This window comes from Scandinavium goeteborgense (assembly GCF_003935895.2).
Lineage (GTDB): Bacteria > Pseudomonadota > Gammaproteobacteria > Enterobacterales > Enterobacteriaceae > Scandinavium > Scandinavium goeteborgense.
Map to the genome: position 1 here is coordinate 3,323,079 of NZ_CP054058.1, position 13,160 is coordinate 3,336,238.

The following is a 13,160-nucleotide window of genomic DNA, read 5'->3' on the forward strand; positions in this document are numbered from 1 at the left end:
CTAACCCTGCTTCGTTGCAATAAAAAAGTCACTCCTGGACTCACGGAGTGACTTTTTTTATGGGGCCGTCTTCAGCGTTACGCGCGATTGAGATGCAGCTGCATGGCTTCCTGTAGAGCAAGGCGCAAATTATCGTTGTTGTCGCTGAGCAACTCGCGTGAACGCCAGGCGTCCAGCCCGGACATGATGCTGAGGATCGCCGTCCGGCAGTGGTTATTGCTGTTTGCCAGTGCCACTTTCGCCTGCGCCCGCGGGCAACCGGCGACTTCCATGACTATCGCAATCTGCCGCTCCTGCCAGCGAATGGTGCTGGCCGGCACGTCGACCCGCAGGTTGCTGAACACGCGCCCGCTGCGAATGGCAATCCCGGTGGTCAGCATGGTGAGAATTTGCTTCTGCGCCAGATGCGCTTTCGGGTTGTTAAACCCGGCGACCACTTCCGGCCCGGTGTCCGGCACGATGGCGATATCCGCCAACTGGGCCGCTTCGCTGCTGGCGTCCTGGGTAATGATCGCCACCCGTGCGCCGAGCGACCACGCATGGCGCAGCGCGCCCCACACCCACGGCGTTTTGCCGCTTACGCTCAGGCCAATCAGCATATCGTTGTTGCTAAAGGCGATGGTTTCGAGGTCTTTCACCCCGCGATCGTAATCGCTGGCAGCCTGCTCCGAAGTCTGCACCATCGACTGCATCCCACCGGCTATCAGCGCCATCAGCGAGTGTTTGTTATCCGGCGCAAATTCTCCGGCGGTCAGTACCGCGGTACGGCCTGACGCGCCCGCGCCCGCCAGTATGACTCGCCCACCCCGGCTGAGGGTCGCTGTCGCGTTGTCCACCAGACGGGTAATGTCCGGCAGGCAGGCGGCAATGGCATCGGTGACCTGTTTATCTTCCCTGTTGATCATCGCCAGCATATCGTGCGTTGAGAGCGTATCGATCTCAGTGGTGGCGGCGTGGCGACGTTCCATCGCAGAACTCATTGGCTTAATGCTCATAACACCCTCCTTTGTTAACGTCCTTACCTACTATAAGGATAATCTTAGGAAGAACCTGCGAGTGCCGTCACGCTTCCCTGCCCGCGCGAGGATATTTCCTTTTCTTTACGCGGCTTTAAAAAAATCCCCCTGGCGGTGATAATTAGCCCTTCGTCATTACGCGCGAGACCGACATGAGCGATTCGCCTCTTCCCGCCGCTGCTGCCCAGCGCCGGATGAAACTGAGCACCCTCGTCACGCTGATGGTGTGTAGCGTGGTGGGTGCGGTTCTGATCCTCGCCTACGCCCTGTGGCTCGGGCAGATTGGCAATGCCACCCGCGACGGCGTGAAAGACACCGCGCTGGGGATTGCCCGCACGCTGGCCGATTCCCCCGACGTGAAACGCGGCCTGCACCTGCCGCTGCAAAACAACCCGATTACGCCCCTGGCCCAGGCGGTGAAACAGCGCAACGACCTATTGTTCGCGGTGGTGACCGATATGCGCGGCATTCGCTATTCGCATCCGGATAAAACCATCATCGGTAAACCGTTTATCGGGGACGATTTGACCCCGGCCCTGGCGGGCAAAGAGAACGTCTCTATCAACCACGGCGTGTTGGCCGAGGCGCTGCGCGTGTTTACCCCGGTGTATGACGATAATCATCAGCAAATTGGCGTGGTGGTGGTGGGCATTTCGCTCAGCAAAGTGGGTGAGCAGGTCAGCCGCAGCCGCTGGAGCGTACTGTGGAGCGTGCTGTTCAGCGCCATTGTCGGCAGCTTTGGCATTTATTGTCTGGTCCACGTGCTGAAACGCGTGCTGCTGGGCCTTGAGCCGTGGGAAATCTCCAGCCTGTATCAACAGCGTCAGGCGATGATTCAATCGCTCAAAGAGGGCGTGATGGCGGTAGATGCGCAGGGTCGGGTGACGCTGCTCAACCATGCGGCGCGCAAGATGCTGCTCTCTTCCACCAGCGACGAGCACGGCCACGCGCCGCTGCTCGCCAATCTTAATGACGTCCTCGCCAGCGGCGAACCGATTCAGGACCGGGAATTAGGCTGCAACGGACGTTTGCTGCTGAGCAACACCGTGCCGGTGCGCAGTCAGGGACGGGTCATCGGCGCCATCAGCACCTTCCGCGATAAAACCGAGGTCAGCCAGCTGATGCAGCGTCTGGACGGCATGGGTAACTACGTCGACGCCCTGCGCACCACCTCGCATGAATTTATGAACAAGCTACACGTCATTCTCGGCCTGTTGAGCATGAAAAGTTACGATAAGCTTGAAGAGTACGTGCTGCAAACCGCGCATACCTATCAGATGGATATCGGCGCCATTCAGCATCGCGTGAAATCGCCGGTGGTCGCCGGGTTCCTGCTCGGTAAAATTAACCGGGCGAAAGAGCGCGGCTTTAGCCTGACGCTCGCCGAGGATAGCCTGGTGCCGGACAACCCGAATGAAAAACAGGTCACGGTGCTGGTGACGGTACTCGGCAACCTGATTGAAAACGCGCTGGACGCCATGAGCCACCAGTCGGAAGGCGAAGTGAGCCTGCTGCTGCACTACCAGAACGGCTGGCTCACGGGCGAAGTGAGCGATGACGGCCCGGGCATTCCCGAAGCCAATCTGGACGCTATCTTCGCCAAAGGTTTCTCGACCAAAGGCGAAAACCGTGGCGTCGGCCTGTTTCTCGCCAGCCAACAGCTGGATGAACTCGGGGGCACGATTACGGTAGAATCCGAGCCCGGCGTGTTTACCCAATTTTTTGTCGATCTCCCGTGGGACAGTGAAAGGAAGAGTGCGTGATAAATGTATTAATTGTGGATGATGACGCGATGGTGACGGAGCTGAACCGGATGTACGTCGCCCGGGTGCCAGGCTTCAACTGCTGCGGCACCGCGTCCACGCTGGCGCAGGCCACGGCGATGATCAACGACAACACTCTGGCTATCGATCTGGTGCTTCTCGACGTGTACATGCAGCAGGACAACGGGCTCGATCTGCTACCGGTGATCCGCGCGTCCGGCCGCCCGATCGACGTTATCATGATCTCTTCCGCCGCCGATGCGGCAACGATCCAGACCTCCATTCACTACGGCGTGGTCGATTATCTGATTAAACCGTTCCAGTTTCCGCGCTTTGAAGAGGCGCTGAATACGTGGCGTGAGAAGAAAACGATGATGGGCAACCATGCCTATTATGAGCAGGCCGATGTTGATCAACTGCTGCACGGCGGCACGCCGGAAGTGGCTGACAGCAAAAAGCTGCCGAAGGGGCTAACGCCGCAGACGCTGCGCACGCTCTGCCAGTGGATTGATGCGCACCCGGAGAGCGAATTTTCGACCGATGATTTGGCCAATGCGGTGAATATTTCGCGGGTGTCGTGTCGTAAATATCTGATTTGGCTGGCACAGATTAATATTCTGTTCACCAGCATTCATTACGGCGCCACCGGGCGTCCGGTCTACCGTTACCGTCTGGTTGCCGAGCAGTACGGCCTGCTCAAGCAGTACAGTCAATAAGCCGGTAGCTGTCATCGAGCAGCGTGAAGCGGTACTGGCGTTGGGAGGAGAGCACCACTTCCCGCGCTTTGGTCACGAAAATAGCCTCGATATCGGCCCGGCCTTTCAGCATTTCGCAGCCCTGCTCCGCACCCGCGCCGAACAGCAGCGTGGTCCAGATATCGCCGTCGAGAGAATCGGTTGAAATGAGGGTCACGCTGTCGAGTTCGTTATTCAACGGATAGCCAGTACGCGGGTCGAGAATATGGTGATAGCGCTGCCCGTCCTGCTCAAAATAGCGTTCATAGGTGCCGGAAGTGACCACTGATTTATGCGTCACGTCCATCGCGCCCACCAGCGCATCGGCGTCGGAGAACGGTTTTTTCAGGCCAATACGCCAGTGACCGAGCGGCGTACCGAGTGTCTGCACGTTGCCGCCCAGGTTGATAAGCCCTTCGCTCACACCCTCTTGCCGTAATAAATCCCGCACCCGATCGGCGATATAACCTTTGGCTATCGCCCCCAAATCAATTTCCATTCCCTGACGGGCGAGAAACACGCTCTGCGCGGTGTCATCGAGGATAACCTCGTCGGCCCGCGTGATGTCGAGCAGCGCGGAAATCTCGTCGGCGGGCGGCACGCTGTCACCTTTAAAGCCGATACGCCAGCGTTTCACCAGCGGACCAATGGCGAGGTTGAACGCACTGCCGGGCAGGACGCTGGCGGCTTTAGCACATTTGATGAGTTGATAGACCGCGGCGCTGACCGCAACCGGATGCTGTCCGGCGGCGTAATTGATCTCCATCACCTGCGACTGCGCGCGGTTGACGGTGAACTGGTCTTCGTAATGTTTGATGAGGCCGAACACGCGGGACGCCTGAGGCGCGTTGTGGGAGAACAGTTTGAGCAGAATGGGCGAACCCATCAGGGTTGCTGAGTAGCTGTAGACCGAGTTGTCAGTTGGCATGGCGGTTGCCCTCATCTTGAAGTTCACCCATTCGCGAAAGTTTTGGTCGGACCGGAGTGGCCGGATGCCCTCTCCCTAACCCTCTCCCACAGGGAGAGGGAACTGTTCCGCTCGTTAATTCTCCCTCTCCCTGAGGGAGAGGGCCGGGGAGAGGGGGAAATATCAACCCCGCGCGCGAACTGCAGCCTGATGCCCCGCCAGGGTACCGAAGATAATAATATCAGCAACCGCATTCCCGCCGATACGGTTACCGCCGTGAATACCGCCCACTACTTCACCCGCCGCGTACGCGCCAGGGATAACCTGATGCTCAGCGTTCAGCACTTCGGTCTGGGTATTTACCGTCACACCGCCCATAGTGTGATGCACGCCCGGCGCGATTTGAATGGCGTGGAACGGCCCTTCATTAATCGGCGCACGCAGCGCGGTGGTCCGGCCGAAATCATCATCATGCTGTTTTTCCACGAAGCCGTTATAGCGTTCCAGAGTCGCAAGGAAAGCCTGCTCGTCCATTCCCAGCGCCGCCGCTAACGCACGGGGTGAACTGGCGCTGGTCACCAGACCTTTCGCGATGTACTCATCCGCGGCTTTGTTTTTCGCACGCACATGTTCATCAAACACGATGTAGGCGAAATGTTCCGGCAGCGCGATGATCGCCGCAGAGACTTTATCGCGGGTCGACATTTCATTGTAGAAGCGGTTGCCCTGCTGACTCACCAGAATCGCCCCGCCACCGCGGATCGACTCGGAAATCAGGTATGAGGTTTTCTGCTCTACGGTCGGGTGGATCTGGATTTCGCCCATATCGACGGTGCCCGCGCCAATGCGCTCCAGCAGGGCGATCCCGCCGCCGGTCGCACCTTTGTGATTGGTGGTTACGAAGCCTTCGAGATCAGGACGGTATTTCACTACCATCGCGCTGTTGGCGCTGAAGCCACCGGTCGCCACCACCACGCTTTTCGCCTGCACAGTGACGGCTTCATTTTCGTCGGTCAGCAGGCGCACGCCGCTCACTTCACCGTCGGTAAACAGAATGTCGTCCACGGCGGTATCGAGCATCACGTCGATGCCGCGTTTGGTGACATTGCGTACCAGGCCGCTGATCAGGTAGCCACCGACCGCCGATCCGTCACGCGGACGGTGCGTACGGTCGATGCTCATCCCGCCGGTAGTGGTGATGTCGTTCAGCATAATGCCGCGACGCGCCAGCCACTCGATGGCTTCCGGGGCGTTCTCAACGAAGCGATGCAGCAGTTCCGGATTGTTTTTGTTGCCGCCGCCTTTCAGCGATTCGGCGTAGAACAGCTCTTTGCTGTCCTGAATGCCTTTCACGCGCTGGAAGCGGGTTTCCGCGGCGTTCATCCCGGCAGACGCTTTAATGGTGTTGCCGCCGATGGTAGGCATTTTCTCAACGATAAGCACGCTCGCGCCTTCGTCATGGGCCTGAATCGCAGCCGCCAGACCGGCCCCGCCACTGCCCACGACCACCACGTCGTAGTTTTTTGGCGCACAGGTGTCACCGCCCTCTTCCGCCACGCGGGCTTTGGTCGATTTCACCATCGCTTTGGAAACCGCTTTTTTCACCGCTTCGCTCTGGCTGGTTGCGCCAGAAATGGCGTCCACATGCGGGGTGTTGGCATCCAGAATGCGGGTTTTGATCTCTTCGAAGCTGGTGACAAATTCCACCTGCTGCGGGCCGGACACCATTTCGATATCGGCAATACGATCGCTTTCAAGGCTGACGTTAATGACCAGCGCGTTGGCATCGTCCTGCACGTTTTCAACAAACACGCCCGGTTTGAATTTCGCGTCGCCCATGCTCATGTCGCGGATCATCGCTTCCACCAGCGAGAAGCGCCACAACGGTTCCGGGATGGTCAGCGCTTCACGCTGAGTGCTGTCGATAAACAGCTCCAGGTTTTCACCGCGTGCAATGCGCTCGGCCCAGTCCGGGTAGGCGATGGTCGCACGTCCGACGGCAATCAGGTCGTAACCGTGGTCCAGACCCTGCTCAGCATCAGCGGCGTTCACCACGCCACCCACGCCCATCACCGGAATTTGCGCCAGTGCGTCAGAGCGCATCGCACAATATTTTTCAATCAGCGGGGTTGGGTCCTGGGTATCGACGATGGACGAACGCAGGCTCGCGCCGACCGAGAAGTGCAGGTAATCCACACCGCGAGCGGCCAGTTTTTCCAGCAGGTACATGGTGTCGTCGAAGCGAATGCCCGGGACTTCCATCTCTTCCGGCGAGAAACGATAGCCAATAATGAACGCGTCATCGGCGTACTGACGCACCATTTTGTGGGTGATTTCCAGCACCGCCAGCGGGAATTTCGCACGGTTATCACGGCTACCGCCCCATTCGTCATCACGCTGGTTAGAGTTTGGAGAATAGAACTGCTGAATGAGATAGGTGTTGGCACCGTGGATTTCCACCCCGTCGAAACCGGCCTGAATGGCACGACGTACGCCGTCACCGAATTTCACGACCATGCCAGCGACTTCATCGGTGGTCAACGCCACCGGCGTCGCGGCACCCTCACGCGGGGCGGCAACGGCGCTTGGGCCAACCGGTGTACGACCGCCGATCAGTTTCGGGTCGACCATGCGGCCGCCGTGGTAAATCTGCAAAATGGCTTTGGAACCTTCGGCTTTAATCGCGGCGGCAATTTTCGCCAGACCGGCCACTTTCTCGTCGTTATCAATCCCGATAGCACCCGGGAACGCGAGGCCGAGATCGTCGACAAAGCAGCACTCAACGATGATGGTGCCGATGCTGCCCGCGCGAACGCGATAGTATTCCACCAGGTCGTGAGTCACGGTGCCGTCGAAATACCCTGTGCAGGTAGTCATCGGCGCCATTAACAAGCGGTTTTTCAGTTCGGTGCCGTTTGGCAGAGTGAAGGGGCTCAGAATACGTTCATTATGGGTCATAATGGAACTCCAGAATTTAAAATTGAAATTTAAGAATTCGGTGACGGATGCTTTATTTGTTTTATTTCTCGGTCCGTTTTCATGCTATTAATATAGCGCTTTCTTTAGTTTCTAAATCGATTACGTTAGTTATAAAACTATTTAATACCTGCTATAACACCCCTACCACCACAGTATTATCTTTTTAAAATACAACATTCACATAACTTCCATTGGCGATAACATTTAAATTACTATTATTAACATTGAGACGCAATCGGAAGTGCGTACAAAATAAAACAAAAACAATGAGATACAAACCAACAAATCAGAACAAACGCCTTTTTCGCTCATTTTTATTTAACATTTCACTGCATTTCAGGAAAATAACCCCATGCTCAAATAGGGTTATTACAAAAAGAAAAAAACATCCGACTTATTTCGCTTTCTTGATCTCGATCAATTGCAACGCACAGTGAAAGCGCAATATATAAATAACCCAATTATTTAATTTAGCGCACGACACATTGCGTTAAATAGCCGTCTCGGAATAAGCCAGTAGTTGCCATTAATAATTAAAGAAACTTTAGAAACTAAAAAAAGTGATTCAACTATTCCGTCAGCGCACCGTATTTTTAACTACTTGTCGAGTCTCATTATGAAAGAGAAAACAGTCACCCCACCGCCTGCTAGTTCGGGCAGTGTTAAAGCCGGGAGCAAAAACCGCCTGCTGATGATGGCGATGCCGGTCATCGTTGCCGTGCTGCTACTTTTCGTTCCTGTTCCGGACGGTTTACCGCCGTACGCCTGGCACTACTTCGCTATCTTCGTCGGGGTGATTGTCGGCCTTATCTTTGAACCGTTGCCGGGCGCCGTTATCGGCTTAACCGGGGTGGTGGTCATCGCCCTGTGCAGCCAGTGGTTGCTGTTCAGCCCGGACCAGATGCTGGAGCCGAAATTCAAACTCGCCAGCGCGTCCTTTAAATGGGCGGTGAGCGGCTTCGGTAACTCCACCGTTTGGCTGATTTTCGGTGCCTTTATGTTTGCCGCGGGCTACGACAAAACGCAGTTCGGTCGTCGTCTGGCGCTGATCCTGGTGAAATACCTCGGCCGCCGCAGCCTGACGCTCGGTTACGCGATTACCTTCGCGGATCTGCTGCTGGCCCCGTTCACCCCGTCAAACACCGCGCGCAGCGGCGGGACTATCTACCCGATTATCGCCAACCTGCCGCCGTTGTACGGTTCAAAACCGAATGACCCAAGCTCACGCAAAATCGGTTCGTATCTGATGTGGGTCGCGATTACCGCCGCCTGTATCACCAGCTCCATGTTCCTGTCGGCTCTGGCACCCAACCTGCTGGCGCTGGCGCTGGTGAAAAGCATCGTCGGGCTGAACATTTCCTGGGGCATGTGGTTCCTCGCCTTCCTGCCGCTGGGCGTGATTCTGATTCTGGTGATGCCGCTGCTGGCGTACTGGTTCTACCCGCCTGAAGTCAAAATCAACGACGAAGTGCCACTGTGGGCCGCACGCGAGCTGGAAAAACTCGGCAAGCTGTCACGCAATGAAATCCTGCTGCTGGTTTTCGTCTGCTGTGCGCTGATGATGTGGATTTTCGCCGCCCAATGGATTGAACCGGCGATGGCTGCCCTGCTGGTTATCGTGCTGATGTTGTGGACCGGGGTGCTTAACTGGAACGACATCACCAGCAACAAAGCGGCGTGGAATACCTTTGTGTGGTTCGCCACCCTTGTGGCCCTCGCCGACGGCCTCTCTTCCACCGGTTTCATCACCTGGTTAGGTAAAGAAGGCGGCGCGCTGATGGGCGGGATCTCGCCGGGCACCGCGACCATCGTCCTGCTGCTGGCGTTCTACCTGCTGCATTACCTGTTTGCCAGCACCACCGCACACACCACCGCGTTGCTGCCTGCGATGCTGACCATTGCCTCGACTATTCCGGGCATGAACATGCAGGTGTTCTGTCTGCTGATGGTGACCTCTCTCGGCGTGATGGGGATCATCACCCCGTACGGTACTGGCCCAAGCCCGATTTACTACGGCAGCGGCTACCTGCCAACCAAAGACTACTGGCGCCTCGGTACCATCTTTGGCGCCATCTTCCTGGCCGCCCTGCTGCTGATTGGCTATCCGTGGATGTCGATGATGTTCTGATACAAACCGCCGGGCGTTCCCCGGCGGTTCATTTTTATGGAGTTGAGTATGTCGAATAAACCGTTTGTTTATCAGAATCCTTTCCCACTCTCGAAAGACGAAACCGACTATTACCTGCTGAGCCGCGAACATGTTTCCGTGGTCGACTTTAACGGCCAGCCGATGCTGAAAGTTGAGCCGGAAGCGCTGACGTTGCTTGCCCAGCAGGCATTCCACGACGCGGCGTTTATGCTGCGCGTGTCGCATCAGAAACAGGTCGCCGCCATTCTGACCGACCCGGAGGCCAGCGATAACGATAAATACGTGGCGCTGCAATTCCTGCGTAATTCTGACATCGCCGCCAAGGGCGTGCTGCCGACCTGTCAGGACACCGGCACCGCGATCATCATGGGCAAAAAAGGTCAGAACGTGTGGACCGGCGGCGGCGATGAAGCCGCGCTGGCGCTCGGGGTGTACAACACCTACACCGAAGACAACCTGCGCTATTCGCAAAATGCGCCGTTGGATATGTATAGGGAAGTGAATACCGGCACCAACCTCCCCGCGCAGATCGATCTCTACAGCGTGGACGGCGACGAATACAAATTCCTGTGCATGGCGAAAGGCGGCGGCTCCGCCAACAAAACCTATTTGTACCAGGAAACCAAAGCGTTGATCACCCCGGCGAAGCTGAAAAACTGGCTGGTTGAGAAAATGCGCACCCTCGGCACCGCGGCCTGCCCGCCGTACCATATCGCGTTTGTGATTGGCGGCACGTCGGCAGAAGCGACGCTGAAAACCGTGAAGCTGGCTTCCACCCGTTATTACGACGGCCTGCCAACTGAAGGCAACGAGCACGGTCAGGCGTTCCGCGATGTGGAACTGGAACAGGCGCTGATGCAGGAAGCCCAGAACCTCGGCCTCGGCGCACAGTTCGGCGGCAAATACTTCGCGCATGATATCCGCGTCATTCGCCTGCCGCGCCACGGCGCATCCTGCCCTATCGGCATGGGCGTTTCCTGCTCGGCGGACCGAAACATCAAAGCGAAGATTAACCGCGACGGCATCTGGATTGAAAAACTGGAAGCCAACCCGGGCCAGTACATTCCTGAAGATTTACGCCAGCAGGGTGAAGGCGATGTGGTCAGCATTGACCTGAACCAGCCGATGAGCGAGATCCGCGCGCAGCTTTCTGCCCATCCGGTGTCTACGCGCTTATCGCTTAACGGGACAATTATCGTGGCGCGCGATATGGCCCACGCCAAGCTGAAAGAACTGCTCGATAATGGGGAAGAACTTCCGCAGTACGTGAAAGATCATCCGATTTATTACGCAGGCCCGGCCAAAACGCCGGAAGGGTATGCGTCCGGCTCGCTCGGCCCCACCACCGCAGGCCGCATGGATTCGTACGTCGATTTACTGCAGGCCCACGGTGCCAGCATGGTGATGCTCGCCAAAGGTAACCGCAGTCAGCAGGTGACCGACGCCTGCCAGGCCCACGGCGGTTTCTACCTCGGCAGCATCGGCGGCCCGGCGGCGGTACTGGCGCAGCAAAGCATTAAGAGTCTGGAATGCGTGGCGTACCCGGAACTGGGCATGGAAGCTATCTGGAAAATTGAGGTCGAAAACTTCCCGGCGTTTATCCTCGTGGATGACAAAGGCAATGATTTCTTCCAGCAAATTCAGAACAAGCAGTGCGCAGGTTGTTCACAGAAATAAGCCTTCCCGACGCCCGGTGACGCAACGTTGCCGGGTTGTCATCCTGGTCAGTGAGCAGCGACGGTTAAGGGCCATTATCCTCGTCAGATGTCTCATTTTGTCACTTTCCCCCTGCCTTTACCCTTACATCTGTGTACTTTTCTTGCATAAAAATGCGCAAAAAAAACGCAGCATGCCCCTGAAAATGTACGAAAAAGTGCTTATATGTAAGCATTTATTTTTGCATTAATCACAAGTTTGCAATTCGTTAACCTTAACTATACTCACATAGACCTTAACGAACGGAGTTCCTTTCATGTTTAAACATGTCCCTTTTAAGAGGACGATGCTGGCCAGCATGCTGACGCTGGCTTCTGGCGCTGTAACGTCTGCTTACGCAGCGCCCGCGACAGCCTCTCCAAAACAAGATTCTGCTAAACCAAACATTGTTGTCATCTTTGGTGATGATATCGGTTACTGGAACCTGAGTACCTACAACCAGGGTACGATGGGTTATGACACCCCTAACATCGATAGCATTGCGGCACAGGGTGCGAAATTCACCTCTTACTACGCGGAGCAAAGCTCCACCGCGGGCCGTTCTGCGTTCATCACCGGCCAGATGCCATTCCGTACCGGGATGAGTAAAGTCGGTATGCCAGGTGCACCACAGGGTCTGCAAAAAGAAGACCCGACCATTGCTAACGTCCTGAAACAGCTGGGCTACGCGACCGGTCAGTTTGGTAAAAACCACCTCGGCGACCGCGATGAGTTCCTGCCAACCGCACACGGTTTCGATGAGTTCCTCGGTAACCTGTACCACCTGAATGCTGAAGAAGAGCCAGAGAACCCGGATTATCCGAAAGACCCTGCCTTCCGTAAAGAATTCGGCCCGCGCGGCGTCATTAAGAGCTCCGCAGATGGCAAGATTGAAGATACCGGTCCACTGACCGTGAAACGTATGGGCACCATTGACGAAGAAACGTTAGCGGCGAACAACGACTTCATGGAACGTCAGGTTAAGGCTAACAAGCCATTCTTTACCTGGTTCAACACCACCCGTATGCACAACAAAACTCACCTGAAAGATGCCAGCATTGGTAAAACAGGTCTGGGTACGTATGCCGACGGTATGGTTGAGCACGATCAGATGATCGGCGAAGTGCTGAAGAAGATTAAAGATCTCGGCATTGAAGATAACACCATCGTTATCTACACCACCGATAACGGTCCGATGACGGCAACCTGGCCTGATGGCGGTTCTACGCCATTCCGCGGTGAGAAAAACACCGGCTGGGAAGGCGGCTTCCGTGTTCCTGCGATGATCAAATGGCCAGGCCACATCAAACCAGGCACCATCGTAAAAGACATGTTTGCGAGCTATGACTGGTTCCCGACGCTGGTTGCTGCAGCAGGCGATGCCAACATCAAAGATCAGCTGCTGAAGGGTTACAAAACCCCGTCCATCACTTACAAAGTGCACCTGGATGGCTACAACCAGCTCGACTTCCTGCAGGGTAAAGGCGAAGACCAGCGTAAAGAGTTCTTCTACTGGAGTGATGACGGCGATCTGCTGGCAATGCGTTATGGTCGTTGGAAAGCGCACTTCATGATCCAGGAGCACGAAGGTCTGGATCTGTGGCGTTATCCGTTCACCAAACTGCGTGCGCCAATGATCTTCGATCTGGAAGTGGATCCGCTGGAGAAAGGCGACAAAGGTATGGGCTACCAGACCTGGTTCTATGATCGTCTGTTCCTGATGGGTGGCGCGCAGAAATACGCGAAAGAGATGCTCAATACCTTTAAAGAGTATCCACCACGTCAGAAACCTGGCTCATTCACCATCTCTGATGCGTCAGCGATGCTGGAGCAAGGTTCAAACATCAACAAATAAAGTTGATATATTGAGGCATTGAACCTCATGCTCAGAGCGGGTTGCAATTGCAATCCGCTCTG

8 protein-coding genes are annotated in these 13,160 nt (G+C 56.1%); 5 read left to right on the top strand and 3 right to left on the bottom strand.

Annotated features, from left to right (window positions below; genetic code table 11):
- Positions 1–77: 77 nt before the first annotated feature.
- The gene (locus A8O29_RS16795; RefSeq protein ID WP_125352989.1) at positions 78–995 is read right to left on the bottom strand and encodes an N-acetylmuramic acid 6-phosphate etherase; all 918 of its coding nucleotides are present in this window, start codon (positions 993–995) and stop codon (positions 78–80) included.
- A 173-nt stretch (positions 996–1,168) separates the two neighbouring features.
- Here A8O29_RS16795 and A8O29_RS16800 point away from each other — a divergent pair, with 173 nt between their 5' ends.
- Positions 1,169–2,779, top strand: a complete 1,611-nt coding sequence (locus A8O29_RS16800; protein WP_125352987.1) for a sensor histidine kinase — start codon at positions 1,169–1,171, stop codon at positions 2,777–2,779.
- A complete protein-coding gene (gene dcuR / locus A8O29_RS16805) occupies positions 2,776–3,495 on the top strand; it encodes a two-component system response regulator DcuR (RefSeq protein ID WP_125352986.1) in 720 nt (239 codons plus the stop codon). Before A8O29_RS16800 ends, dcuR begins: the two co-directional genes overlap by 4 nt.
- On the opposite strand, the gene A8O29_RS16810 is transcribed toward dcuR, so the two are convergent.
- The gene (locus tag A8O29_RS16810; RefSeq protein WP_125352984.1) at positions 3,476–4,441 is read right to left on the bottom strand and encodes an FAD:protein FMN transferase; all 966 of its coding nucleotides are present in this window, start codon (positions 4,439–4,441) and stop codon (positions 3,476–3,478) included. The genes dcuR and A8O29_RS16810 overlap by 20 nt on opposite strands.
- A 162-nt stretch (positions 4,442–4,603) precedes the next feature.
- On the bottom strand, positions 4,604–7,378 hold the full coding sequence (locus A8O29_RS16815; protein ID WP_125355285.1) for a flavocytochrome c: 2,775 nt from the start codon (positions 7,376–7,378) through the stop codon (positions 4,604–4,606).
- 637 nt (positions 7,379–8,015) lie between these two features.
- Between A8O29_RS16815 and A8O29_RS16820 the strand changes: the two genes are divergently transcribed.
- From A8O29_RS16820 to A8O29_RS16830, 3 genes are all read left to right on the top strand, one after another.
- The gene (locus tag A8O29_RS16820; RefSeq protein ID WP_125355284.1) at positions 8,016–9,527 is read left to right on the top strand and encodes an anion permease; all 1,512 of its coding nucleotides are present in this window, start codon (positions 8,016–8,018) and stop codon (positions 9,525–9,527) included.
- A gap of 48 nt (positions 9,528–9,575) precedes the next feature.
- The gene (gene fumA, locus A8O29_RS16825; RefSeq protein ID WP_174081381.1) at positions 9,576–11,225 is read left to right on the top strand and encodes a class I fumarate hydratase FumA; all 1,650 of its coding nucleotides are present in this window, start codon (positions 9,576–9,578) and stop codon (positions 11,223–11,225) included.
- 295 nt (positions 11,226–11,520) lie between these two features.
- Positions 11,521–13,098 carry an arylsulfatase gene (locus tag A8O29_RS16830; RefSeq protein ID WP_125355233.1) on the top strand — a complete coding sequence of 526 codons (1,578 nt, stop codon included), beginning with the start codon at positions 11,521–11,523 and terminating at the stop codon, positions 13,096–13,098.
- Positions 13,099–13,160 lie beyond the last annotated feature (62 nt).

Excerpts from the sequence above, each read along its gene's own strand:
- A8O29_RS16820 (WP_125355284.1), top strand. The coding sequence starts at position 8,016 with ATGAAAGAGAAAACAGTCACCCCACCGCCTGCTAGTTCGGGCAGTGTT.
- fumA (WP_174081381.1), top strand. The coding sequence starts at position 9,576 with ATGTCGAATAAACCGTTTGTTTATCAGAATCCTTTCCCACTCTCGAAA.
- A8O29_RS16810 (WP_125352984.1), bottom strand. The coding sequence starts at position 4,441 with ATGCCAACTGACAACTCGGTCTACAGCTACTCAGCAACCCTGATGGGT.
- A8O29_RS16815 (WP_125355285.1), bottom strand. The coding sequence starts at position 7,378 with ATGACCCATAATGAACGTATTCTGAGCCCCTTCACTCTGCCAAACGGC.
- A8O29_RS16795 (WP_125352989.1), bottom strand. The coding sequence starts at position 995 with ATGAGCATTAAGCCAATGAGTTCTGCGATGGAACGTCGCCACGCCGCC.
- A8O29_RS16800 (WP_125352987.1), top strand. The coding sequence starts at position 1,169 with ATGAGCGATTCGCCTCTTCCCGCCGCTGCTGCCCAGCGCCGGATGAAA.
- A8O29_RS16830 (WP_125355233.1), top strand. The coding sequence starts at position 11,521 with ATGTTTAAACATGTCCCTTTTAAGAGGACGATGCTGGCCAGCATGCTG.